The 24685-nt window shown below is 34.4% G+C and carries 23 protein-coding genes; 14 read left to right on the top strand and 9 right to left on the bottom strand.

The genetic code is table 11. The annotated features are described in order from the left end of the window. Positions 1–10 precede the first annotated feature (10 nt). Positions 11–676, top strand: coding sequence for a two-component system response regulator PmrA (pmrA, locus tag J3U56_RS02720; RefSeq protein ID WP_267333091.1), 666 nt, complete (start codon positions 11–13; stop codon positions 674–676). 29 nt (positions 677–705) lie between these two features. Continuing rightward, positions 706–1797 carry a two-component system sensor histidine kinase PmrB gene (pmrB, locus tag J3U56_RS02715; RefSeq protein ID WP_267343843.1) on the top strand — a complete coding sequence of 364 codons (1092 nt, stop codon included), beginning with the start codon at positions 706–708 and terminating at the stop codon, positions 1795–1797. Here pmrB and J3U56_RS02710 read toward each other — a convergent pair. Then, on the bottom strand, positions 1778–2398 hold the full coding sequence (locus J3U56_RS02710) for a YrbL family protein (protein ID WP_267333089.1): 621 nt from the start codon (positions 2396–2398) through the stop codon (positions 1778–1780). The two genes, pmrB and J3U56_RS02710, sit on opposite strands and share 20 nt — an antisense overlap. A 274-nt stretch (positions 2399–2672) precedes the next feature. Between J3U56_RS02710 and rplM the strand changes: the two genes are divergently transcribed. From rplM to J3U56_RS02660, 10 genes are all read left to right on the top strand, one after another. Next, positions 2673–3101: a 50S ribosomal protein L13 gene (gene rplM / locus J3U56_RS02705; protein ID WP_065566227.1), complete on the top strand. Its 429-nt coding sequence runs from the start codon at positions 2673–2675 to the stop codon at positions 3099–3101. 11 nt (positions 3102–3112) lie between these two features. Continuing rightward, positions 3113–3505: a 30S ribosomal protein S9 gene (gene rpsI, locus J3U56_RS02700; RefSeq protein ID WP_034901366.1), complete on the top strand. Its 393-nt coding sequence runs from the start codon at positions 3113–3115 to the stop codon at positions 3503–3505. 350 nt (positions 3506–3855) lie between these two features. Then, positions 3856–4488 (top strand): stringent starvation protein SspA, encoded by a 633-nt coding sequence (gene sspA, locus J3U56_RS02695; RefSeq protein ID WP_267333088.1) that lies wholly within the window; start codon positions 3856–3858, stop codon positions 4486–4488. 46 nt (positions 4489–4534) lie between these two features. Then, positions 4535–4945 carry a ClpXP protease specificity-enhancing factor gene (locus tag J3U56_RS02690; RefSeq protein WP_267333087.1) on the top strand — a complete coding sequence of 137 codons (411 nt, stop codon included), beginning with the start codon at positions 4535–4537 and terminating at the stop codon, positions 4943–4945. 222 nt (positions 4946–5167) lie between these two features. Beyond that, positions 5168–7036: an ABC transporter ATP-binding protein gene (locus J3U56_RS02685; RefSeq protein WP_323849436.1), complete on the top strand. Its 1869-nt coding sequence runs from the start codon at positions 5168–5170 to the stop codon at positions 7034–7036. Next, positions 7029–8762 (top strand): ABC transporter ATP-binding protein, encoded by a 1734-nt coding sequence (locus J3U56_RS02680; protein WP_267366611.1) that lies wholly within the window; start codon positions 7029–7031, stop codon positions 8760–8762. Before J3U56_RS02685 ends, J3U56_RS02680 begins: the two co-directional genes overlap by 8 nt. Positions 8763–8843: 81 nt before the next feature. Further along, the gene (locus tag J3U56_RS02675; protein ID WP_267333084.1) at positions 8844–9767 is read left to right on the top strand and encodes an inorganic triphosphatase; all 924 of its coding nucleotides are present in this window, start codon (positions 8844–8846) and stop codon (positions 9765–9767) included. 39 nt (positions 9768–9806) lie between these two features. Then, entirely contained in the window at positions 9807–10787 is a 981-nt protein-coding gene (locus J3U56_RS02670; RefSeq protein WP_267366609.1) for a hypothetical protein, read from the top strand. 9 nt (positions 10788–10796) lie between these two features. Then, the gene (gene glnE, locus J3U56_RS02665) at positions 10797–13628 is read left to right on the top strand and encodes a bifunctional [glutamate--ammonia ligase]-adenylyl-L-tyrosine phosphorylase/[glutamate--ammonia-ligase] adenylyltransferase (protein ID WP_267366607.1); all 2832 of its coding nucleotides are present in this window, start codon (positions 10797–10799) and stop codon (positions 13626–13628) included. 234 nt (positions 13629–13862) lie between these two features. Beyond that, positions 13863–16025, top strand: coding sequence for an extracellular solute-binding protein (locus J3U56_RS02660; RefSeq protein ID WP_267366605.1), 2163 nt, complete (start codon positions 13863–13865; stop codon positions 16023–16025). A gap of 47 nt (positions 16026–16072) precedes the next feature. Here J3U56_RS02660 and J3U56_RS02655 read toward each other — a convergent pair whose 3' ends face one another. From J3U56_RS02655 to yeiP, 4 genes are all read right to left on the bottom strand, one after another. Continuing rightward, positions 16073–17299: an MFS transporter gene (locus tag J3U56_RS02655; protein ID WP_267333080.1), complete on the bottom strand. Its 1227-nt coding sequence runs from the start codon at positions 17297–17299 to the stop codon at positions 16073–16075. Between the two features lie 13 nt (positions 17300–17312). After that, complete coding sequence (locus J3U56_RS02650; RefSeq protein ID WP_267333079.1) at positions 17313–18140, bottom strand: MBL fold metallo-hydrolase; 828 nt, start codon at positions 18138–18140, stop codon at positions 17313–17315. A gap of 264 nt (positions 18141–18404) precedes the next feature. Then, positions 18405–19301: a tRNA 2-thiocytidine(32) synthetase TtcA gene (gene ttcA / locus J3U56_RS02645; RefSeq protein WP_267333078.1), complete on the bottom strand. Its 897-nt coding sequence runs from the start codon at positions 19299–19301 to the stop codon at positions 18405–18407. Between the two features lie 14 nt (positions 19302–19315). Continuing rightward, positions 19316–19888, bottom strand: a complete 573-nt coding sequence (yeiP, locus tag J3U56_RS02640) for an elongation factor P-like protein YeiP (RefSeq protein ID WP_065634563.1) — start codon at positions 19886–19888, stop codon at positions 19316–19318. Between the two features lie 104 nt (positions 19889–19992). Between yeiP and J3U56_RS02635 the strand changes: the two genes are divergently transcribed. Together J3U56_RS02635 and J3U56_RS02630 are read left to right on the top strand one after the other, a co-directional pair. Then, positions 19993–20271, top strand: a complete 279-nt coding sequence (locus J3U56_RS02635) for a YkgJ family cysteine cluster protein (protein ID WP_267343853.1) — start codon at positions 19993–19995, stop codon at positions 20269–20271. Positions 20272–20483: 212 nt separating this feature from the next. Then, positions 20484–21932: an amino acid permease gene (locus J3U56_RS02630; protein ID WP_267366755.1), complete on the top strand. Its 1449-nt coding sequence runs from the start codon at positions 20484–20486 to the stop codon at positions 21930–21932. A gap of 122 nt (positions 21933–22054) precedes the next feature. Here J3U56_RS02630 and infA read toward each other — a convergent pair whose 3' ends face one another. The 4 genes from infA to lptE form a co-directional block, all read right to left on the bottom strand. Then, the gene (infA, locus tag J3U56_RS02625; RefSeq protein ID WP_025315083.1) at positions 22055–22273 is read right to left on the bottom strand and encodes a translation initiation factor IF-1; all 219 of its coding nucleotides are present in this window, start codon (positions 22271–22273) and stop codon (positions 22055–22057) included. Positions 22274–22505: 232 nt separating this feature from the next. Next, the gene (nadD, locus tag J3U56_RS02620) at positions 22506–23162 is read right to left on the bottom strand and encodes a nicotinate-nucleotide adenylyltransferase (RefSeq protein WP_267366603.1); all 657 of its coding nucleotides are present in this window, start codon (positions 23160–23162) and stop codon (positions 22506–22508) included. Beyond that, the gene (gene holA, locus J3U56_RS02615) at positions 23156–24160 is read right to left on the bottom strand and encodes a DNA polymerase III subunit delta (protein WP_267343855.1); all 1005 of its coding nucleotides are present in this window, start codon (positions 24158–24160) and stop codon (positions 23156–23158) included. The genes nadD and holA overlap by 7 nt, the downstream gene beginning before the upstream one ends. 9 nt (positions 24161–24169) lie before the next feature. Beyond that, positions 24170–24664: an LPS assembly lipoprotein LptE gene (gene lptE / locus J3U56_RS02610; RefSeq protein WP_065634558.1), complete on the bottom strand. Its 495-nt coding sequence runs from the start codon at positions 24662–24664 to the stop codon at positions 24170–24172. Positions 24665–24685 lie beyond the last annotated feature (21 nt).

Below are 24685 nucleotides of genomic sequence, written 5' to 3'. Positions count from 1 at the left end.
TTTAAAAATCATGAAAATATTAATTGTTGAAGACGATAATCTGTTACAAAAAGGGTTGTATGATGGTATCACCGCGAATGGTTATGTTTGTGAAGTGGCGGCAACAGGGGAACAAGCTGAACAACATTTACTATTTGGACAATTTAGTTTGATTATTTTAGATCTTGGCTTGCCCGATTGTGATGGACTTGAGCTTTTAACACGCTGGCGTAAAAATAAAATTAGTATCCCTGTATTGATTTTAACCGCTCGAGATACTATTGAAGATAGGGTTCAAGGATTAGATCTTGGTGCGGATGATTACTTAATTAAACCCTTTGCTTTGACTGAATTATTAGCACGCATTCGAGCGCTGATACGTCGGCATCAGGGAATTGCCGAAAACCTTATTAGTTATGGTCCTATCACCATTGATATAAAACAACAAAAGACCATTTTGTCTAATCAAGAAGTGATGCTAACCCCTAAGGAATTTATTGTGTTATCTCGATTAATGTTAAAAGCCGGTGAAAAAGTCCATCGAGATCTGTTGCAAAATGATTTGTATGATTGGCAAAGTGATCCGAGTTCAAATGTACTGGAAGTTTATATTCATGGGCTACGAAATAAACTGGGTAAAAATTTAATACGTACTGTAAGAGGTTACGGTTATCAGCTTAATACTCAAGACGATTAACCATGCACAATCAATTAAGAAAAAATTTTATGATCATAAATTCTATCAGTAAAATTCGTCACACAATTCGCTGGAATCTATTTTTTACTTTGGGCGCTATTATGCTGATTTGTCAAATCATCACCGTGTTTTGGTTATGGCATGAAAGTAAAGAACAGATTGATGTTTTAGTGAATTTAACTTTAAGCCAAAATAAAATTGACGAAGTTGTCGAACATGAGGAACTTGAAGCTATCTTTGCTTTGTTTTGTTCAGCTTTTTCGATGATGCTAGTTACATTATTTTTAGCTTATAAGGCAATTAAATGGATAACAAAACCACTAGAAGTTCTTGAGCACGATCTTAACCAACGTACTGAGGAAAATCTTAAACCCATTGCCCCAATTAGTAATATGCGAGAGATCAAATCGATTACTACGGTATTAAATAATCTATTTTTAAGATTGAATAACACGTTATCACAAGAGCGGCTTTTTACCGCTGATGTTGCTCACGAAATGCGAACACCTTTAGCCGGTATTCGTCTCCATTTGGAATTATTAGAAACTAAACATCACATTGATTGCCATGAATTAATTGAGCGAATTGATCGTTTGGTCAATACAGTTGAACAATTATTGATGCTAGCTAGAGCCAGTCAAAAATTTACTATTGGTCAATATCAAAAAATTAATTTTTATCAAGATGTCATGATTCCATTAACCGATGAGTTAAGCGAATTAACTTCGCAAAAAAATCAGTTAGTTTTGTGGCAGGTTATTGACCATACTGTAACGTTTAATGGTGATGCGACGTTAATTCGTCTATTAGTACGTAATTTAGTTGAAAACGCTCATCGATATAGCCCCGAAAATACTAACATCACTGTTAGTTGCCTTAAGGACGACAAAGATATCGTTATTTCGGTTATCGATGAAGGGATGGGCATTGATGAGTCAAAAAGTGAAAAACTGACCCAAGCTTTTTTCCGTATGGATAGAAAACATAATGGAATAGGGCTTGGGTTAAGCATCGTTAATCGTATATCTAATTTACATCATGGCGTATTCACCCTTAACAATAGACAAGATAATATTAAAGGTGCAGTAGCAACATTGCGCCTTACTGATTCACCTCGTTAACTAATTGAGTGATTAACTGATTGTGTTTGTTTTCTCTGATTAATGAAGCTAAAAACCGTTGCCAAGTGCGTTCAATTTTGGCTCTAGCAAAATAAGAAACATAATTAGCGATAGGAATCAATGTCGAATTACCAATGTTATCAATAATAATTAAGCGATTTGCTTCTGGTGATAAATGTTGAAATAAAATATTTTTACTTTTGATTGTCATGGTAATAATTCGATCATTTAACAATGCTGTTTTTAATGCTTTTAGCGAAATGACTAATGCATCAAAATATTGTTTGGTTAGCTGTTCATCCAACAAATATTTTTCAAGTGGAGTCGCTATTTCACCGTTATAATCACGAATGAGTTCAAACACATGACCTTGGCCATAATTGGTGTTTACCGGACCGTAATATTGTGCTAACGCATCCCATGATATGTGGCGTTTAATAAGATGCTTATAATAGGCTATTTCGCGGTTGGTTTCTTCTTCTGCCCCGTCATTATAATTGACTTTGATGCACTTATTCGGATCATCTGGGTGATGATAGCATTTACGGTGTAACCCCTTGCTTATATAATCTTTATCGGTAAGTTGAATTAAATTTTCCATCTAATTTTTAATGCGTTATTAATAGTTCGCTTAGAGTTTATCAGCAAGTGTTTTCGCATGCCATGATTTTTTATTTAAAATGTAGCGCTTTTATTATATTTCTGTATAATATTGCAACCCACGTTACAACAGTGTTTTTCCCAACACTGTTTTCGGTTGTCAAAGTTAATGTAACAACTCGAAGGGGTTAGTTAGTTAATAGCAACAATCAAAAAGTGTAAATAAATCAAATGATTTATTAACGTGAGATTAATTAAAAATTGGATAATTACGAATGAGTACTTTTTCAGCTAAACCAGAAACAGTTAAACGCGACTGGTATGTTGTTGATGCAGCAGGTAAAACGCTAGGTCGTTTAGCTACTGAAATCGCAAGCCGTTTGCGTGGTAAACACAAAGCAGAATATACACCACATGTTGATACAGGTGATTATATTATCGTTATCAATGCAGAAAAAGTTGCTGTAACAGGCAAAAAACGCACTGATAAGATCTATTATCGTCATACTGGCTACATCGGTGGACTTAAAGAAGCGACTTTTAAAGAAATGATTGAACGTCATCCTGAACAAGTCATCGAAATTGCTGTCAAAGGCATGCTACCGAAAGGTCCTCTTGGTCGTGCAATGTACCGTAAACTAAAAGTTTATGCTGGTAATGAGCACAATCATGCGGCACAACAACCGCAAGTATTAGATATTTAAGGGGATAGAAGATGGCTGATAATCAATATTACGGTACAGGTCGCCGCAAAAGTTCTGCTGCTCGCGTGTTTATTAAACCAGGTAGTGGAAATATCGTTATTAATAAACGTTCATTAGAGCAATACTTTGGTCGTGATACTGCTCGTATGGTTGTGATGCAACCTTTAGAGTTAGTTGAAATGACTGACAAACTTGATCTTTACATCACTGTTAAAGGTGGGGGTATTTCAGGTCAAGCGGGTGCGATTCGTCACGGTATTACTCGTGCATTAATGGAATATGATGAAACTTTACGTTCTTCATTACGTCAAGCGGGCTTTGTTACTCGTGATGCGCGTCAAGTTGAACGTAAAAAAGTGGGTCTACGCAAAGCACGTCGTCGTCCACAATTCAGCAAACGTTAATTATTTTTTGTACAAAGGTTACAAAATTGTTTGCAAAAACCCAGTTTCGACTGGGTTTTTTTATTTGGATTTTAATTAGATGCTAATTCATAGTCTGACGGGTAAATGTAATTTTGTTAATTGATAAAAAACATTAATTTTATTAATTTATTGTTTTTATTTTATTTTATTATGTTAATTAAATTCAAACCTTTGTTTTAAGATGTATATTTATTCTTAAACTTTTGTCAAATTGCTGTTGTTTAGAGAAAGATAACAAGAAAATTAATTTTTTTTAACAAATTTGTTATCCAATTTGCTAGAATAGTTAAATTCTAAACTTTTTTTAATTTTGCATATTTGGAGTGAACATGGTTGTTGCTGTTAATAAACGTTCTGTAATGACATTATTTTGTGATACAACAGATATTTACGGCCATCAAATTCGTTTTGTGCTGGCAGAAAAAGGGGTAACTGCTGAAATTGAGTTTGTAACGGCAGATAATTTACCTCAAGAACTTCTAGATCTTAATCCCTATGGTACAATTCCAACTTTGATTGATCGCGATCTAACATTATATGAACCTCATATTGCGTTAGAATATCTTGATGAACGCTTCCCTCATCCACCTTTAATGCCTGTTTATCCGATTGTTCGTGCAAATTCTCGTTTAACCATGTACCGCATTAAAAAAGAGTGGTATAGCGCTTATGAAACCATCATTGCCGATCCTAATAGCCAAGCTGCAAAAACTGCGCGTAAAAATTTGCTTGATGATTTGGTTTCCATTTCGGTTATGTTCAAAGAAAAACCGTATTTTATGAGTGATGATTTCACATTATGTGATTGTTATTTTGCCCCATTACTATGGCGTTTACCAATGATTGGTATTGAATTGCCAAAAGTAGCTGAGAAGAATTATCTAGCTTATATGGCACGTATTTTTGAACGTCCAGCTTTTGTTAACTCATTAACTGAAGAAGAAAAAAAGATAAGATCTTAAGTAAATTTTTATCTCGTTGATAAAACTGTTGAAATAGGTAGTTTTTATGGATCTTGAACAAATGACACCAAGGCGCCCTTATTTATTTAGGGCTTTTTATGATTGGATTATTGATAATGAACTAACGCCATATATTGTTGTTAATACTTCAATTTATGGTGTGATTGTTCCTCAAGAATTTGTCCAAAATAATCAGATAGTCTTAAATATTGCGCCACATTCAGTTGGTCAATATTTTGCGTCTAATGAACAAATTGAATTTAATGCTAGATTTTCTGGTGTTCCTCAACACATTGTTGTGCCAATGGCCGCTATTGAAGCTATTTATGCACGTGAAAATGGGGTAGGGATGGGATTTGAAGATGAACCTCAATATCATGCTCAGACCAAAAATAGTGACACACAACCTGAATCAACCAATAAAAAAACCACTAATCCATTTAGAGTTGTAAAATAATTAACCTTTCATAATTGTTCTTACTTGCTTAGTGACTGCGTTATAAACCCTACTAATGTCTTGCTTGCACCTCTGTAAGCAAGATCTCATGATGTACTTTATAAAAATTAATCTACAGGTGTAATAGTTATTTTTTAATAGCTAAACGCACAAAAAATATTGTTATTTTATTTTTTATAATTGATAATGATTATTATTATTAAATGAAAGTTGGTTAATTTTATGAAGTCCAGTAATAAAACTGCAAGTTCAAGACTTTGGGAGTTAGCATTTAATTATAAGGTTTTAATGACTTTCGCTTGTCTATTTTCAATTGTTAGTGTAGCCGTTTCTTTTATCCCGTTTATCGCCATATATTTTATTATTTATGAAATAGTAATGAGTATCAGTAGTGGTGCGGCGTTAAATAATGATTTAATTATCAATTATGGTTGGTTAGCTTTTATTTCAGCAGCGGTATCCATTTTATTAAACTTTTTGGGATTATGTTTTTCACATTATGCGGCTTTCAAAACTCTCTATCATTTAAAATATAATTTTGTAAGATACTTATCCCTATTACCATTAGGTTTTTTTTACACGCATTCGAGTGGAGAATTACGTAAGATTGTTGATGATGATATCGAAAAAATTGAACAATTTATCGCTCACCAACTACCCGACATGGTTGGGGCGTTTGCTTCCCCTGTTATGATTTTCATTATTTTAGCTGTCTTTGATTGGCGATTAGGTTTAGCGACGTTATTCCCTATAATGCTTGCCTATATTGTGTTAATCAGTGGTTATAAACGTCAAGATGTTAAACATCATCAACAAGAGTTTCAAAAAAGATTAATTGAAATGAGTAATGCATCTGTCGAATATATTCGTGGTATTACTGTTGTTAAAGCCTTCAATCAAACCTTTTTTTCATTTAAACGCTTTTATCAGTCAATTAAAGCTTACCAGTTATATTGCTTAAAATTTATCTATTGTTTCAAATATCACATGGCTTTTTTCTTATTGATATTAAATAATATTTACCTTTTTATTATTCCAATCATTATTTTATTATTAGGGCATACTGATAATTACGCTCATTTTATACTGTCTGCTATTTTTTATTTGATTTTTTCTTTAGGGTTACCAGCACCGTTCTTTAAATTACTTTATGTTACTAGGAATTTTCAAAATTCAGCAACTAGTGTGCAAACTATGGATGCGGTATTGAATATACCTTTGTTGCCTGAGCCTAAAATAGGTTTAAAAACAGATCATTATGATATATGTTTTAATGATGTGAATTTTTCTTACTCTAACAATCAAATTGATGACCAATCTGTCAATAATAATGCAATCAGTCATATAACATTCACTGCAAAACAAGGTCAAACTACAGCTTTAGTTGGTTTATCTGGCAGTGGTAAAAGTACCATTTCTTTACTGATACCACGATTTTTTGATCCTACCAGTGGGCATATCACTATTGGTGGTGTTGATTTAAAGCAGATGAACAGTGATTACTTGTTATCGTTAGTCAGTTTTGTTTTTCAGGATGTTTTTTTATTTAAACAACGCATTTTAGACAATATCAGAATCGGCAAACCTCATGCATCACTTGATGAAGTGATTGCTGCTGCGAAAGCGGCACAATGTCATGATTTTATTGAAAAGCTACCGGATGGCTATAATTCAGTTATTGGTACACAAGGCTTACATCTATCGGGGGGTGAAATGCAACGTTTGGCTATTGCAAGAGCATTATTAAAAAATTCGCCTATTTTGATCTTGGATGAAGCGACGGCATTTGCCGATCCTGAAAATGAATATAAGATTCAACTAGCATTAAAAGCGTTAATGAAAGATAAAACAGTCATTATGATTGCGCATCGGCTCTCTACCATTAAAGATGCTGACCAAATAATTGTTTTAGATAAAGGTCATATTGTTGAAAAAGGTGCGCACCAAACACTAATTGACAATCACGCAACCTATTACAAGATGTGGCAGTACTATCAAAAAACATTAGATTGGGATATGCCACAAAGTAATCAGGCAGTTGAAGCAAATGATAGGCAAATAAATCATGTTAATGAGGTGCGAGATGTTTAAACGTTTACTGATGCTATCAGATGTGGGAAATAAAAATCTAATTCAAGCTACGATTGCTTGCACTATTTCTAATCTGACATTAATGCTCCCTTTTATTATTTTATTGCAAGTTATGGTGTTACTGATAAACCCATTAATCAATAATGTGCCTATTAATAAAGATGATTTATGGATAATGGTTGCCTTTGGCGTTTTAGCCGCTTTGTTATTTTTATATTGTTATCAACGAGAATATAAAAAAACTTACGCGAGTGCTTTTGGACAAGCCGCTAATACTCGAATTGAAGTCGCCGAAAAAATTCGAAAACTGCCCCTAAGCTTTTTTAATCGTAAGGATTTATCTGAATTGACGACCAATATCATGGGTGACTGCTCAACGATTGAAAGTATGTTAAGTCACGTTATCCCCCAACTAATTGGTTATTCATGTAGTAGCATAATTACCTGTAGTTTACTTGCTTTTTATGACTGGCGAATGGCTGGAGCCATACTGTGTACATTACCATTATCATTGCTGATTGTAGTTGTCGGTAAGTTGATTGAAAAAAAACTAAGCCATAAGCATATCGAATCAAAATTAGCGGTGTCGAATGAAGTACAAGAGTATCTTGATGGTATTAAAATTATTAAAGGTTTTGGACGCAGTGGAGAAAAATTTCAACAACTGGATAAAGCATTAAAGAATATGATGTGGGCATCGATTAAATTCGAAGGCATTGGCGGTATATTTGTCACGTTATCTATCATGATGTTACAAGTAGGGCTGGGGGTAGTGGTATTAGTGGGGGTAAAATTAATGGTTTCAGGTAGCTTAGCGCCCATTACTTTTTTAGCATTTGTGATCATTAGTTCTCGAATTTACAGCCCTTTAATTTCGGTATTAACGCTGTTACCTGAACTGTTTCATATGTTGGTTTCGATTGAGCGTATGAAGAGTCTTAATAAAGAATCAGTTATGGAAGGTCGTGATGATGTCGTTTTAAATGATTTCACAATTGATATTAATCATATTAATTTTTCCTATCATCAAAAAACCGTTATTCACGATTTAAGTTGCGTTATACCCTCAGGAAAAATGACAGCATTAGTCGGTCCATCTGGCAGTGGTAAAAGTACGTTATTACAATTAATTGCGCGTTTTTGGGATGTCGATAGTGGCACAATTAGCATTAGTGGATTTGATATCAAAGACATCGATCCAGAAACCTTGATGCGTTATATGTCGTTTGTTTTTCAAAATGTTGTGTTATTTGATGATACCATTTTAAATAATATCCGTATTGGTCGCCATAATGCGACAGATGAAGAAGTGATGCAAGCTGCAAAAAAAGCGCGTTGTGATGAGTTAGTTGCACGCTTACCGAATGGTTGGAATACTTTAATTGGTGAAAATGGGAGTAAGCTTTCTGGTGGTGAAAGACAACGTATTTCAATAGCAAGAGCTTTATTAAAAAATGCGCCGATTGTGTTACTTGATGAAGCAACAGCTTCACTTGATCCCGAAAATGAAGTTTATATTCAGCAAGCTATTGCTGAACTGGTGAAAGATCGCACGGTAATTGTGATTGCGCATCGTTTAAAAACCGTCATTTCGGCAGATCAGATAATAGTATTAGATAAAGGTACTCTTGTCGAGCAAGGTAGTTATCAACAATTAATGAATAACAATCAACTGTTTGCTAAGCTTTATAAGCTACAAAAACAAACCTTTTCGTTGGCACCTTGAGTGCCTATATTTCTGAGTTAAATCGGTATATGATATGTGTAAATTATCATTATAGACTATAGATTAATGAACGAAATCGAATTGAAGTTTGAAATAACTAATCGCCAAATTGCTGACCTAACGTTGTTTTTAAACCAGTGGGTGAATTGTGATGCTGCTGAGTATATAGATAGTGGGCAAACGCAGCCAAGAATTTCACAATTAATCTTATTAAACACTTATTATGATACTCCAGACTATTATTTGCGTAATAATGGCTGTGGATTAAGAGTCAGAGTAAGTGAACAAGGTTCAAATCAACATTGTGAAATGACTCTTAAGCGTGATTCTCAATCAATAGCGGGTTTGCATCAACGCGCTGAATACAATATTGATTTACCCAGCCCACACCTTGATATAACGGCTTTGCCTAAAGCTGCACTACCAAAAGATTGCGATATTAACCAACTACAAAATCATCTTAAACCTTTATTTAGCACCAATTTTAAACGCCAAGCTTGGTTAATTTTATTTGCTAATAGCGAAATAGAAGTAGCTTTAGACCAAGGTGAAATCGAGTCGAATGGAACAAAATTACCCATCCAAGAAGTTGAATTAGAGATAAAACAGGGTAATAAGCAAGATTTGATTAATTTTGCTATTGAATTAGCTCGGTTTGATTTGCACCTTTTTTCGCAAAGCAAAGCAGCAAGAGGTTATCGATTATTAAAAAATCAACCAATTAACCACAGTGAAATTAATTTAAGTTGTCAACAAAGCTTACCTGATATTTTAAAATTCTGGCAACAAAATGAAGAGTATGCCTTAGCTAATAACGATCTCAACTTTTATCAACACACATTACAACAAGTTCAACAAGCTTTATTAGAAAAGGGTGTTTTCATTGAACCTGAATTCAATCAATGGCAGCATGCGTTACAATCGATTAAATCAGTAAGCGATTTTGCTTATCGTGAGGTAAATACTAAATTGAAGTTAATGTTATTAGCTCAAAATAACCGGTAGTGTTTTAGCAATATGTTTTAAATCATTATGGAACATTAAATGCCCGTTAATTTTTTTAAATTACCTTTATTGACGATATTATTTTTTCTGCTAATTAACGTTATTTTGCTAACAGGTTATTCTTGTTTTTTTGACATTAGCCTGTTTTTTTCACCAACCATTGGGCAAAGATCGTTTTATTGGGTAGTGGGTAATGTGCTTTTAACGCATTTCTTAATTCAATTACCCAATTTATTATTTATTTTTATTATCTCAACGCTGCTTTTATCTCGACAAGCTATTTATCAAATCCATTGGCGTAATGTTAGTTTTATTTTCATTATTTCAATTGTCATCACATTGATAACGCTGGTTAGTCAATACTATCTAAATCAATATGTTGTTCCTCTCTTAAATCAAAGTTCATCATCGAAACCATCTATATTAACCTCATGGATTTTGGTTATCGTATTGATGATAATTGGCTATGTTGTGATAGCAATGATGTTTTATTTAGGCATGAAATTATTTAAAAAATACCTTATTTATCCCCATTATTGCCTAACCAGGCAGCAAAATAAAAATTTACATTTATCATTGTATATCGTGCTATTTAATGGGTATTTTTTAACTTTGTTATTTAGTTTTTTTCACCTGCAGAACGTTTTTTATACGTCTTTGTTTGCTAACTTGGTTAGAACTGGCATATTGTTTACTTTTCTAATTGTAGTAAATACATTAGGTTATTTTGCTTTACGTAACGGTTTTACGGCTGTAAAAAACCATTTAGAAATAAAAAAACTGATCTTGAGTTCTTTATGGGCTTTTTTGATTCTTTGTTGTTTAACGTTAGCATTGATGTTTGGATTAATCCAATTGATGGGATTAATCGCAAATGAATATCTATCAGACACCATAGAAATAGGTTTGTGGTACCTATTTCTTTTGATCTTGTGCGTGTTAGGTTGTTTTGTCACTCGGGTATCGGTAAAACTGTTTTTTAAACAGCGTCAACTTATCAATCAACCAAATTTTATATGAGCTAATAATATGTCAGAATTAACTTCACTCCTTAATGATAAAAAGCAGAAAATTATCTCACAATTGACTCAATGTGATCCTAATGATGTTCACGTTAATTTAGATATTTTGGTTCAAAGTGATTTTATCGTTGATGCTTTTTATCGGTTTCCAGAATGGTTGACAGACATTGTTAACAATCCCCCTCAGACTGATGAAAGACGTAACTATCAACAATGGTTAAATCAAAAGTTAGCGTCGGTATCTGATGAATTGACGCTCATGAAAGCGTTAAGATTATTTAGGCGTTATATCTTAGTGAGGCTTGAATGGTCACAATTAACGCAAACCAGTAGCGATGAGCAAATTTTATTGCAACTTACTCACTTGGCAGAGGTGATTATCATCACTGCGCGAGATTGGCTTTATGAACTGAGTTGTAAAGAGTGGGGTACGCCGTGTAATTTGCAAGGACAAGCGCAACCTTTACTTATCCTGGGCATGGGAAAATTAGGAGGGGGAGAGCTTAATTTTTCATCTGATATTGACCTTATTTTTACTTATCCTGAACATGGACAAACACAAGGCGGTCGTCGCGAATTAGATAATGCTGTGTTTTTTACGCGTTTGGGACAACGTTTAATTAGAGCGTTAGATCAAGTTACCGAAGATGGTTTTGTCTACCGAGTTGATATGCGCTTACGTCCTTTAGGCGATGGTGGCCCGCTTGTTTTGAGTTTTTCGTCGATGGAAGACTATTATCAAGAACAAGGTCGTGATTGGGAACGTTATGCGATGGTGAAAGCAAAAGTGCTGGGTAATCAACAAGATCATTATACTGTTGAACTATATCAACTTCTCAAGCCATTTGTTTATCGTCGTTATATTGATTTTAGTGTATTACAATCATTGCGCAACATGAAAAGTATGATTGAACGCGAGGTTCGTCGTCGAGGTTTAAAAAATAATATCAAATTGGGTGCAGGTGGCATTCGTGAAATTGAATTTATTGTACAAGTTTTTCAACTTATTCGTGGTGGGCGAGTTGTTGGATTACAGACTCGCTCACTGTTAACCGCACTACAAGTCATTGAACATGAACAGTTATTGAATTATCAGGAAGTCTCAATTTTACGTGAAAACTACCTATTTTTACGTCGTTGTGAAAATGTATTGCAAGCAATCAATGATGAACAAACACAAACACTTCCCGACGATGAATTAAATAAAGCTCGGTTATCATTGTCTATGGGGTTTGGCACTTGGCAAGAATTTGAAACGGAATTATTTGTTCGAATGCAGGCGAATCGTCAAATATTTAATGAATTAATTGGTGAGGATGACAATGAATCCTCAACTAAAACTAAACCTTATAATGACCAATTTGATGAATTATGGGTGCCTGATTTGCAATTGAGTGATGTGCAAGCACTATTACCTGATTATTCAGATGAGAAAGCTAATCAGCTCTACCAATTACTTTTACAATTCCGTAATGATATTGGTAAACGTACTATCGGCGTACGTGGACGAGAAATACTCGATCAACTCATGCCACGCTTACTTGATGCTTGCTGTAATGATAGTCATAGCTTGATGGTATTATCACGTATTTTGCCATTATTGGTAAATATTGTAAGCCGTACCACCTATTTAGAACTGTTATTAGAATATCCAACAGCATTAAAACAATTAATTCGATTATGCAGTGCATCGCCTATGATTAGCGATCAGCTTGCACATTATCCAATTTTGCTTGATGAACTAATTGATATTAATTCATTGTATCAAACACTTGCGCCACAAGAGTATAAAAATCAGCTCTACCAATACCTATTACGTATTTTATCGGATGATGAAGAACAACAACTTGAAGCACTACGGCAGTTTAAACAGATGCAACTGCTGCATATCGCGGCGGCTGATGTTGAGCATGTATTATCGACCATGAAAGTCAGCGATCATTTAACCTATGTTGCAGAATCGCTCCTTGATTTTGTTGTTCAAATGGCCTGGAATCAGATGGTGGGTCGTTATGGTAAACCTGAACATTTAGAGGATAATCAAAAAGGGTTAGTTGTGATTGCTTATGGTAAATTAGGTGGATGGGAACTGGGTTATGGCTCTGATTTAGATTTAGTTTTTTTACATGATTGCCCCGTTCATAGCATGACCAATGGCGATAAGCAGATCGATAGTCGTCAATTTTACTTACGACTAGTACAACGAATAATTCACCTATTTAATGTACGAACCAGCTTTGGTATTCTTTATGAAGTTGATGTCCGCTTGCGACCACAAGGTGATGCTGGACTATTAGCGTGCAGTTTAGATTCATTTGAAGATTATCAGATGAATGAAGCATGGACATGGGAACACCAAGCTTTGGTTCGAGCAAGAGCTGTTTATGGCGAATCCGCACTCATTGATCGCTTTAATCAGATTCGTCATAGTATATTAAGCCAACCTCGAGATGAAAATCGATTAAAAACTGAAGTAAGAGAGATGCGCGAAAAGATGAGAAGCCATTTAGGCTCCACACAATCAGACTTATTTAATTTAAAAATTGATGAAGGTGGAATTGGCGATATTGAATTTTTGTCTCAGTTTTTGGTACTTAATTATGCTCATCAACAACCTAAAATGACGCAATGGAGTGATAATGTGCGTATTTTAGAGTTGGCTGCAAAATATCAAATTATGGATAATGAGCAAGCGCAGCAATTGACAAAAGCTTATATCGATATGCGTAACGAAATTCATCGTTTAGCCTTACAAGTTTTACCCGGTACGGTTGATAATTCTTGTTTTACACAGGAAAGAGCAATAGTAAAACAGAGCTGGAATAAATGGTTAAATTGAAGGTTTAATATTGGTTAATAAGCGAGTTTGATATCAAAAAACAATGATGCTTGATATCTTATTAAAACTAACCTACTAGTTAGGCTTCATTTGCAAGTTTGATAAAGGTTCAACAAACTTATATTAAATAGAGTGATGATCTAAGGTTCAAATAAGATTTTAATATCAACACGTTACCATATAGTTAGTTAAGTTGAGTGGGTTATTACCGGTTATTTATGGAGTTTAATATCAATGGCAACGATTAAAGATATCGCTAAGATGGCGGGTGTATCACATGGTACGGTGTCAAATGTACTAAATGGTCGCGGTAATGTCAGTGTCAAAAAAATTAAACTTGTTGAGCAAGCCGCTCAAGCATTAGGGTATCAACTAAACTTACAAGCAAAATTTTTAAAACAAGGAACGACCAAAACGATTTCGGTCTTGTTACCCAATATTACCGCTGAACAGTACGCCGATTTATATGATGGGCTTTTTAGTTATTTAAATCGATTAGGTTATGGATTAACCTTATATTTAACCTATGATTCAAAAGAGTTTGAATTACAACTCATTCAAGAAATTGCTGTAAAACGCGATTATGCGGTGATTGTGGTCAGCGCTTTAGACAGCGCACAAAGTTATTACCAAACGCTAAAAGTAGATAAAGAAAAAATTATTTTTGTTTACCGTAAACCAAAATCTGCGCTGAAATTCATATCATTAGATTTTGAAAAAGCTGGGCATGATATTGCCTGCGAAATGATAAAAAATAATTATCGGCATATTGGTTTATTTAGTAATTCTGATCAACATACTCATTCACAATCTTTTAAAAAAGGGTTAGAGCAAACCTTTAAGCAACAAAATTATCGTGTCGAGATAAATTGCATTACTTCAATGCCTTCAAATAGTACCTATAATTTATCATTCAATTTTTTTGCAAATGAGCAAGTAGAGTACGATGCCATCATTACCATGGATATGGAGCGCGCACATTTTGTTCGTAATGCTAATTATTTCGGAAGTTTACAATCTTGCCCACCCATTTATACATTAACAAATCATAGTTTTTTTTATGAAAACCATTTTTATCAATATCATATGAATTATGGGATATTAAGTCGGCAAATTGCCAACTTAATTGAGGACCAGCGAGTTACTTTACCTGAAAATAAAGGATTTACCTTACTTCCTGATTCATTGCCCCACGACAAGACTAACGATGGTGATACAGTTAATTTTTTAATCCTTCCCAGCCCGTCAACCCAAGCCGTAGTCAAATTATTACCTCACTTTAGCAAAATAAGTGGTATTAATGTTAATTTAATAGTTAAGCCTTTTGATGAGATTTATCACATACTTAATCATATAGAACATCATCAATATCTGGATATTATTCGGATTGATATGGCGGGTTTGCCTTGGTTTGCCCCTTCAATATTTAAACCGCTATCTGAACTGCAAATTGATTTATCCAATATCTTTACACGCTATACGCCTGAAATAATAGACCGTTTTAGTTATGTGAATAATATCGCTTATGCTTTGCCGTTCGATCCAAGTGTACAAATGCTGTTTTATCGTAAAGATCTTTTTGATGATCCGTTAATTAAACGCGCTTATTTTGAGCAGTTTCGTCAACAACTTGATGTACCGGCAAATTTTGCTGATTTTAATCAAATATCGGCTTTTTTTAATCGACAGCAAAATGGGGAGTCACAAGTAGAGTTTGGTAGTTGTTTTACCTCAGGTAATGATGAACTCATCGCTTCCGAATTTTTAGTCCGCTATTATGCACAGGGTGGAAAATTATTTAATCAACCCCAACCTCAGCTCGATACTGCTATAGCACTTACAACGTTAACTCAATTACACTCTTTTATTAAACTAGCCAAAAATATTAATGCCACTTGGTGGCAAGATTCAGTGAAATTATTTGAACAAGGCAAGTTAGCGATGCTAATTGTTTATATGAATTTGTTTAGTTGTATAAATCATCGTAACATTTTGCCGTTGGTGGGGTATGCTAAAGTGCCGGGTAATAAGCCTTTATTTGGTGGTGGTTCTTTAGGCGTATCAAAGTATAGTCAAAAAGATGCGGCTATAAAATCTTTTTTTGAGTGGCTATATTCGCCAGAAATTAGCGAACAGATTGCGTTGTTGGGTGGGGCAACGGCACAAAACTCTATTTTTCAAAATCAACGCATTATCAATAGCTATCCGTGGCTCACTGTGGCTAAGCAGCAGTACGCTAACGGTATACGTGAAAATAGTATAAAAGGTAAGGCTGTGAATTTAAGGTGTGTTGAAAACATCATAGGTAATTATTTATCAAAGTGGATGGCTAAACAATACGATTCAAAACAAGTTATTGATTTGATTAATGATGAGATAAAAAAACAATATTGCTAATGATAAACACACTAACAATATTGTTTGATTTGATAATTAAAATCAGATTATTTTGATTTTTCTTTCGGTGCCATTATTACATCTTTATCTTTGAACAATAACCAAAAACCAATCGCAACAATCGCTGCCACTACAGCAGGATAGATCCAAAATTCTTGCCATTGTGGCCCAGCATTTGGCAGCGTTTTTTCGGTAACTACGCGATTGTTGATAAATCCACAAACTGATGCGGCCATAAATACGCCAAAGCCGTTAGAAACAATAAAACGTAAGCCTTGCGCTTGTGCTTTGATTTCTGGTCCTGCTTTTTTATCTACATAAATATCACCAGCGGTAAAGAAGAAGTCCCAACAAACACCTTGTAAAAGTAATGTGCCAATAATATAAAAGAACATCGTACTACCATCAGCAGTGGCGGCTAACGATAACATTAAACTACGAATAACCCAGCATATTGCGCCAAATAAAATGATTTTTTTGAAACCAAAACGACCTAATAAGAAAGATAGAAGGAACATAAATAAGACTTCAGTGGCGATAGCTATTTGCATCATTGATGCAGGTTCTAATCCTAAAACAGGTAGATAAACCGGTAAATAAGCACTATAAGCTGTTTTAGTTATCATTAAGATAAAAGTGGACAACATAAAAATAGTAAAGTATTTATCTTTAAAAAGTGATAATGCATCTAAACACATCGCATCGCGCAAAGAGAATTTTTTATTTTTGCTGCTTGGTGGTGTATTAGGTAGTGTGAAGCAATAAATGCCATAAACAACAGATGCACCTGAAGCAAGTAAAAATGAATTGATAGAACTAGAAAAACCTGTGTAACCAAGAATCAACCCTACAATCATAAAGCCGATAGTACCAAATACACGAATAATTGGGAACCAACGTACACCATCTATATGTCTAAAGCTAACGCTATTGGCTAAAGCTGTTGTTGGATAGAATAATAAACCAACGATGAAAATCATGATTAAAAAACCAGCAATATTGCCGTTTTCAACAAAGTTAGGAATCAAGAATAATACAACGGCATTGAGAATATGCAATATGCCCATCACTTTTTGTGATGCAATAAATCTATCCGCAATCATGCCAATAAATAACGGTGAAATGATGGTTGCGATACCTAATACAGAGTAAGTTGATCCAACAATCTCTTTTAATCCATAAGCAGCGAGGACTGCCCCAATAACCATATTCCATGCACCTTGCACAAAATATTGTAAAAACATCATTACCAGTAGACGTGGTATTTTAAACATAAAAAACTCCGTGTTAAATTGTTTTTATTAAGCCGTCATAAGCGACTTCTATATTATGAGGTTTGAATATTTCCACTAATTCATCGTGCATAAAGCCACTACTATGTGAATGATGCGACGTTATTAGTTGTGTTTTATTATGAAAAATATTTTCACTAATCATGCGTTGTTGTGCGGCGATCACAGTTTCAATGCTCATATGATTATTGGTGCGGTCGTCTTGTTTATAGCCATAGGTACATTCAAAGATCGCTAAATCAATTTTTTTGCCGCTGTTTTTGAGCCATTGCCAAGTGAGTTCAGGAAAATAGCCAGAATCATGACCATGAAGAATAGTTTTCCCCTCTTTTTCAATTAAGTAGATAAAACAAAATTCCCATTTTGCATGATTCGATAGTAAAGGCGTCACATGATAGCCAGCAGAACTGGTAATAGTCTGATAAGGGACCAATAAATTAAACACAAAGCGTTCAGGGCTGTAACCTGGTAGCACATGTAAGCACCCATTTATTGCGATATCATTGCCGTAGATATAAAGCGGGTGATCAATGTTAAAGCCATAATCTACCATACGGCTAAATAGATCACCGACATTAAAATGGTCTGGATGAGTATGCGTAAATAACAAATCTTTAATTTTAGTTACATCAATATTTTCTCGCATAACTTGGTAACTAAATTCGGGTGCAAAGTCAATTTGCATGATGTCATCAATGATAACGGAGCTTCGGCTCCTGATATTTTTACCTTTTTGTATGCGGGTTTTCTCGCAGATTTCACATTTACAAAAAGGATTTGGGATACCTTCCGAGGCTGCTGTACCCAAAAACTGTAGTTTCACATTGTTCTCCTATAATTCAATGATTCAAATTGTTGTCATTTTATTTGGTGATATAAAGCATTTAAAATTGGAACGTTCCAATTTTATTGAAATGACTTGAATTCCACAATAAAATTAATTAATTTTTTGTTAATTCGTGAGGAAGATCAAAATTTGTAAGGGATGATGAGTGTCGAACTCTAAAATTAATGAGGGGAAAGATTATCGGCGAGTTTACTCATTCGCCGATAAATGGTTATTTAAAAGTAGATAATGACGTAATATTTAGTTTGCTTCTTTCCAAAGAATTAAGTCTTGATCCTCAAGGTCAGATGGATCAAATCCAACTACTGAGGGGAGATCTTCGCGATCAAACGCCATGTCGCCACCATTGACATCAATATCCCCTTTTTTGATACCTTTAAAATCATAAAGGTTAGTATCACATAAATGTGAAAGCGTAATATTTTGCGTGGCTCTAAACATGGTTTCTATACGACCAGGAAACTTTTTATCCCAATCGTTTAGCATCTCTTTAATCACTTGACGTTGTAAATTAGGTTGTGAACCACAAAGATTACATGGAATGATTGGAAATTGCTTAATTTCAGCATATTTTGCAATATCCTTTTCTTTGCAGTAAGCAAGCGGTCGAATAATAATATGCTCGCCTGAGTCATTAACCAATTTGGGTGGCATTGCTTTAAGTTTGCCACCATAAAACATATTTAAAAATAACGTTTCTAGAATATCATCGCGGTGATGACCTAACGCAATTTTCGTTGCGCCAAGCTCTGTTGCGGTGCGGTATAAAATACCACGACGCAAACGAGAACAAAGTGAACACGTTGTTTTGCCTTCAGGAATTTTTTCTTTTACGATACCATAAGTATTTTCTTGAACAATTTTATACTCAATACCTAATGACTCTAAGTACTGCGGCAAAACATGTTCAGGAAAACCGGGTTGTTTTTGATCTAAATTGACGGCAATTAGTTCAAAATTGATCGGGGCACTGATTTTCAAATTTAATAAAATATCGAGTAGCGTATAGCTATCTTTACCACCTGATAAGCAAACCATAATCCGATCACCATCTTCAATCATATTGAAGTCGGCAATGGCTTCTCCAGTTAGACGACGTAACCGTTTATGTAATTTATTTTGATTATATGTATTCATCACGATTTTATAGATTATTCAGCTCGGCTCATATAACGGCGTTCTGCAATATGAATTTTCACTTTTTCGTTGTTATCAATGTATTCTGGAACCTGAATAACTAAGCCAGTTGATAAGGTTGCCGGTTTTGTGCGTGCACTGGCAGACGCACCTTTGATGCTAGGTGAAGTTTCAATGATTTCTAAATCAACCGTTTGCGGTAACTCTAATGCAACTACCTCGCCATCAGCCATTAGCACTTGAATACCGTTCATTCCCCCTTCAGGAATAAATAATAGCTCTTCTTCGATTTGCGCTTTTTTGAAGATAAACGGCGTGTAATCTTCATTATCCATAAAGACATACTCATCACCATCGATATATGAAAAACTAACCGGACGACGAATTAATTCAATGGTTTCGATAATATCATCACCTTTAAAACGTTCTTCGACTTTACCGCCAGTTTTTACATCAGTAAATCGCATTTTATAAAGTGTACTAGCGCCACGTGCACTAGGGCTTTGAACATCAATATCTTTAACCAATAATAATTTACCGTTATAAGTGACTGCATCGCCACGTTTTATTTCATTTGCTTTAGCCATAATATCTTCTTCGTGATTATTAAAAATAGAGTTGAAAATTAGCTCGCTATTTTAGCGCTATCTTGCTATTGTCACCAACAAAATTTACCGATTAATGTCAAATTATGAAAAAAACAACGGATAGCTTATTTCAATGTCGAAAAAACTGTGGTGCTTGTTGTATTGCGCCTTCAATTTCGTCAATGATTCCTGGTATGCCAAATGGTAAACCCGCTGGAGTTGCATGCATTCATTTAAATGCTAATTTTCAATGTGACTTATTTGGACAGTCATCAAGACCAAAAGTTTGTGGTCGGTTAAAGCCTTGTATTGAGATGTGTGGCAACAATCGTGTACAAGCTTTAAATTATTTAACTCAATTAGAACAGTTAACTAGCGTTTAACTATTGCTAATATTTAATAAACGAGTTTTATTATTAGAATTATTTATCTCGCGTCGTTTTTTTTTTGATAAACTTCATCGCATTTCATTATTTAATGATAAATGACCATATTAATTAGATTAATCTTTAGTTAATTGTTGTTAGGATTGCGGTATTACACTATTAACTGAATTTTTCTTATTGTCTTTTTTAATCTTTTTAAACAGAAGAATATTGTTATGAATAATAAATTAAAACGGGACTTAAAATCTCGGCATTTAGCCATGATTGCTATTGGCGGTTCAATTGGTACAGGGCTTTTTGTTGCTTCAGGCGCAACGGTTGCTCAAGCGGGTCCCGGTGGTGCATTACTTTCGTATGCTATCATTGGTATTATGGTGTACTTTTTAATGACCAGTCTTGGTGAACTAGCGGCGTATTTGCCGGTGTCAGGAACCTTTGCTACTTATGGCGCTCGTTATGTTGATGAGGCTTTTGGTTTCGCAATTGGATGGAATTATTGGTATAACTGGGCAATTACTGTTGCAGTAGATTTAGTTGCTGCTCAGCTTGTTATCTCTTATTGGTTTGATGCAGGTAGTTATAGTTGGCTTTGGAGCTTGCTGTTTTTAAGCATCATCTTTTGTTTAAACTATATTTCTGTAAAAGGATTTGGTGAAGCCGAGTTTTGGTTCTCATTAATTAAAGTTGTCACTGTTATCGTGTTTATTGTGATTGGTTTGTTGATGATTGTTGGCATTTTAAAGGGGAGTGAAAATGCAGGTTGGCAAAATTGGACTATTGGTGATGCTCCTTTCGTTGGTGGTTTTTCCTCGATGATAGGGGTTGCGATGGTTGTTGGCTTCTCATTCCAAGGTACGGAGTTAATCGGCATAGCGGCTGGAGAGTCAAAAGATCCAGAAAAAAATATTCCAAAAGCGATGAAGCAAGTTTTTTGGCGAATTTTACTGTTTTATATTTTTGCTATTTTGGTCATTAGCTTAATCATTCCTTATACGGATCCAAATTTATTACGTAATGAAGAAACCGACATCAGTGTCAGCCCATTTACCTTAGTTTTTCAGCATGCAGGACTATTATCCGCTGCGGCAATTATGAATGCGGTTATTTTAACATCGGTATTATCGGCGGGTAATTCCGGTTTATATGCCTCAACACGGATGCTTTATGCATTGGCTAAAGAGGGGAAAGCCCCTAAAATCTTTTCAAGGCTATCTTCATCAGGGGTACCTAGATTTGCACTTATCGCAACAACAATTATTGCTATGCTATGTTTTTTAACTTCGATGTATAAAGATCAAGAAGTTTATTTATGGTTGCTTAATATGTCTGGGATGACAGGTTTTATAGCTTGGCTTGGTATTGCAATTAGTCACTACCGTTTTAGAAAAGGTTATATTGCACAAGGATTAGATATCAATAAGTTACCTTATCGTTCAAGCTGTTTTCCATTTGGTCCAATATTTGCTTTTGTCCTATGTTTGATTATTACACTAGGTCAAAATTATGAAGCATTCTTACAAGATACTATTGATTGGAATGGCGTAATAGCAACATATGTCGGTTTACCACTATTTTTGGTAATCTATTTGGGCTACAAAATTGTGAAAAAGACCAAATGGGTTAACTATTCAGAAATGGATTTTTCACAAGTAAATTAATTAGCATAATAGTATTAAAGCTCTTTTTTCCGTCGACACAAGTCGACGGAATTTTATTAAAAAAGAGAATAAACCGTTTTAGATTTAATAATGATTAAATAACAATTCTGATGATAACGATATTAGCGACTACGGAATATGATACGTGCTTTAGATAGATCGTAAGGTGTCATTTCAACGGTAACTTTATCACCAGTTAAAATACGAATATAATTTTTGCGCATTTTACCAGAAATATGTGCAGTAACGACATGACCATTTTCAAGTTCAACACGGAACATCGTGTTTGGAAGAGTATCAAGTATGGTACCTTGCATTTCAATGTTATCTTCTTTTGCCATTGGGGCCTCTTATTAATAAATACAAATTAAATATACTCATATCATCATCCATTTATTCCCATATCATCTGGGGATAACGTGACAACTAAAAACTTTTTCAAAATTGCTGTTATCGACTTTTGTGCATATAGATTAATTGACATTGAGTATAAGCTATAAAATCACTGAATTTATAATATATAAAGACAGCGGCAAAATAATGCCGAAAAAACTGACAGAAGTAAAGACCTTTCTAATTTTTCTTTGCATTATAAAGCCCTTGCTCACAAATATAACGCCATACTTTGGGGGGTAATAAATTTTTACAACTTTGTTGATTATGAATATTTTGTCGAATTTCTGTCGCAGATATATTTTCTAAAGGGGTATGTGCAAAATAGATGTAACCAGCTGGAAAATCATGCAAATCGTCAATATTGGTTGTTTGATGTTGAGTGATAAACGCTTGAAGTTCATTGTCAGTCGTTTTTTCGGTATAACCTGGACGTCTACAAATAAGTAAATGACAGTAATTAAGTAGTATTTTCCAATCTTTCCAGGTGGGTAAATTTATTAAAGAATCTTGTCCCATGATAAAGGCTAGACCAGACTGATCACCATGTTGGTGACGCCACTGTTGCAGTGTTTCGATAGTGTAGGACGGTCGGGTTAAATTTTGTGGTAGTAATTCTCTGGTATCAATTGAAAATAACGGTATATCGCTTATGGCTAAATTTAACATAGCTAGGCGCTGTGCTATCGTTGCCTCAGGTTGCGGTTTATGCGGGGGAATATGGTTGGGTAATAAACTAATTTTCGTTAAGCCAACCTCTTTTGCGAGCGCAATTGCTGGGTAAATATGCCCATAATGAATTGGATCAAAAGTGCCGCCGAACAATGCTGTTAACATTTATTTAATCCCATAAATTGCATTGTTAAAGCCGATAGCGCATCCCACACTCGTAGTTGATTATCATGTTTCAAGCTGATTTCGATTTCAGTAAGTAGAGCTAGCGTTGAAAATAGATCTTTAATATCATTACGATTTAAATAATTGGTATACATTGCTCTTTTATTTTGCCAAATTTTATATTCATCAAAAATTTGTTTTAACGGTTTTGATGATAAGCCTTTTTTTAGATTGATGATCAAAATCAGCTCACGTTGAATAATTCGGAGTAATATTAATGGTTCAAAATCATTCATTTTTAATTGCTGTAAAATGTGGGTTGCTCGCTTTGTTTTGTGAGCAACCATTGCATCAATCCAGTGATATGGGGTAAATATGGCTGAATCATTAATATTACTTTCAACCTGATCATAAGTTATTGTTTGATTTGTATATAATAACTTTAATTGTTCAATAATTTGCGTTAATGCCAGTAAATTTCCTTCGTAATAATAACAAAGAAGATCGATAGCTTCAGGTTCAACCACTATTTGCTTTTGTTGAAGATGATTTTTAATCCATTGTGGTAATAAAGCTGTGTCAGGCGTAGTACAATTGACGACGACTAAGTTATCGGATAATTTTTTATACCAAACTGCATTTTCTTGAGTTTTAGTAATTTTGGTTAAACTGATAATTAATGCAATATCAGGATTGAGTATTTCACTTAAACTATTCAGCTTTGAACTCGCCGCTGCATTGATTGTGTTTTCACCAAAATCTAAAAAAATAAGCGTATTGGTTGAAAACAGATTCATTGCATGACAACTATCATAGATAGGCTGCCAATCAGTTTGATTATCTATGTTAAATGTCAGTTGTTCATTAAAGCCAGCTTGTTTAAAAGCGGTTTTTAGCTGCGATTGGCTATAATATTGTAAATAAGGATCGTTGCCTAATAGTAAATAATAGGGCGATCCTAATTTTGTCGTAATTTGGTCTGCGTTGATTTTAATCATGTCAAAAAGTTAATTAACAGCATCAACCGATTTCAATTTACGAATAATTTGCTTAGCGGCTTGTTTATACATTTCATCTTCAATTAAATCTTGCTCGGTTGTTTTAGCAAGTGCTGCTGTTGGGTTATCAAAAAATGTACGGAAAATACGAACACTAATTGGGTATACCTTTTCACTCGCAACAATAACTTGAGCGTCAACATTTAAGACTAATTGATATTCCGCCGCCTTACCATCTTGGTAAATAGATATCGTACTACGATCAATGGACTCTCTTATAATATTTAAAGAGGGATAATTGTGTGATACATCATTGTTAGCTAATGTAACTTTATTATCCTTTAATAACTCTTTAATATTTCTTGAAAGCTGTCCATAAGGATCATAACTGATATAAGCCATTGTTTTAAATCGTGCCGGTATTTCAGTTTCATTTTGTAGATGAAAACCACAACCCGTCAGTGATACTGCCATTAGCATAAATAAGGCTATATATTTTTTCATAAGTATTACCACCCATGTTTT

The sequence above is a fragment of the Gilliamella sp. B2824 genome, assembly GCF_026536245.1.
In the GTDB taxonomy this organism is placed as follows: domain Bacteria; phylum Pseudomonadota; class Gammaproteobacteria; order Enterobacterales; family Orbaceae; genus Gilliamella.
The sequence above is the reverse complement of the archived record's forward strand: the minus strand, read 5'-3'. Positions and strand labels throughout refer to the sequence as shown.

What these genes read in the sequence shown, in the direction of transcription:
- pmrA (WP_267333091.1), top strand. Translation starts at nt 11, where the DNA reads ATGAAAATATTAATTGTTGAAGACGATAATCTGTTACAAAAAGGGTTG.
- pmrB (WP_267343843.1), top strand. Translation starts at nt 706, where the DNA reads ATGATCATAAATTCTATCAGTAAAATTCGTCACACAATTCGCTGGAAT.
- J3U56_RS02710 (WP_267333089.1), bottom strand. Translation starts at nt 2,398, where the DNA reads ATGGAAAATTTAATTCAACTTACCGATAAAGATTATATAAGCAAGGGG.
- rplM (WP_065566227.1), top strand. Translation starts at nt 2,673, where the DNA reads ATGAGTACTTTTTCAGCTAAACCAGAAACAGTTAAACGCGACTGGTAT.
- rpsI (WP_034901366.1), top strand. Translation starts at nt 3,113, where the DNA reads ATGGCTGATAATCAATATTACGGTACAGGTCGCCGCAAAAGTTCTGCT.
- sspA (WP_267333088.1), top strand. Translation starts at nt 3,856, where the DNA reads ATGGTTGTTGCTGTTAATAAACGTTCTGTAATGACATTATTTTGTGAT.
- J3U56_RS02690 (WP_267333087.1), top strand. Translation starts at nt 4,535, where the DNA reads ATGGATCTTGAACAAATGACACCAAGGCGCCCTTATTTATTTAGGGCT.
- J3U56_RS02685 (WP_323849436.1), top strand. Translation starts at nt 5,168, where the DNA reads ATGAAGTCCAGTAATAAAACTGCAAGTTCAAGACTTTGGGAGTTAGCA.
- J3U56_RS02680 (WP_267366611.1), top strand. Translation starts at nt 7,029, where the DNA reads ATGTTTAAACGTTTACTGATGCTATCAGATGTGGGAAATAAAAATCTA.
- J3U56_RS02670 (WP_267366609.1), top strand. Translation starts at nt 9,807, where the DNA reads ATGCCCGTTAATTTTTTTAAATTACCTTTATTGACGATATTATTTTTT.
- glnE (WP_267366607.1), top strand. Translation starts at nt 10,797, where the DNA reads ATGTCAGAATTAACTTCACTCCTTAATGATAAAAAGCAGAAAATTATC.
- J3U56_RS02660 (WP_267366605.1), top strand. Translation starts at nt 13,863, where the DNA reads ATGGCAACGATTAAAGATATCGCTAAGATGGCGGGTGTATCACATGGT.
- J3U56_RS02655 (WP_267333080.1), bottom strand. Translation starts at nt 17,299, where the DNA reads ATGTTTAAAATACCACGTCTACTGGTAATGATGTTTTTACAATATTTT.
- ttcA (WP_267333078.1), bottom strand. Translation starts at nt 19,301, where the DNA reads ATGAATACATATAATCAAAATAAATTACATAAACGGTTACGTCGTCTA.
- yeiP (WP_065634563.1), bottom strand. Translation starts at nt 19,888, where the DNA reads ATGGCTAAAGCAAATGAAATAAAACGTGGCGATGCAGTCACTTATAAC.
- J3U56_RS02635 (WP_267343853.1), top strand. Translation starts at nt 19,993, where the DNA reads ATGAAAAAAACAACGGATAGCTTATTTCAATGTCGAAAAAACTGTGGT.
- infA (WP_025315083.1), bottom strand. Translation starts at nt 22,273, where the DNA reads ATGGCAAAAGAAGATAACATTGAAATGCAAGGTACCATACTTGATACT.
- nadD (WP_267366603.1), bottom strand. Translation starts at nt 23,162, where the DNA reads ATGTTAACAGCATTGTTCGGCGGCACTTTTGATCCAATTCATTATGGG.
- holA (WP_267343855.1), bottom strand. Translation starts at nt 24,160, where the DNA reads ATGATTAAAATCAACGCAGACCAAATTACGACAAAATTAGGATCGCCC.
- lptE (WP_065634558.1), bottom strand. Translation starts at nt 24,664, where the DNA reads ATGAAAAAATATATAGCCTTATTTATGCTAATGGCAGTATCACTGACG.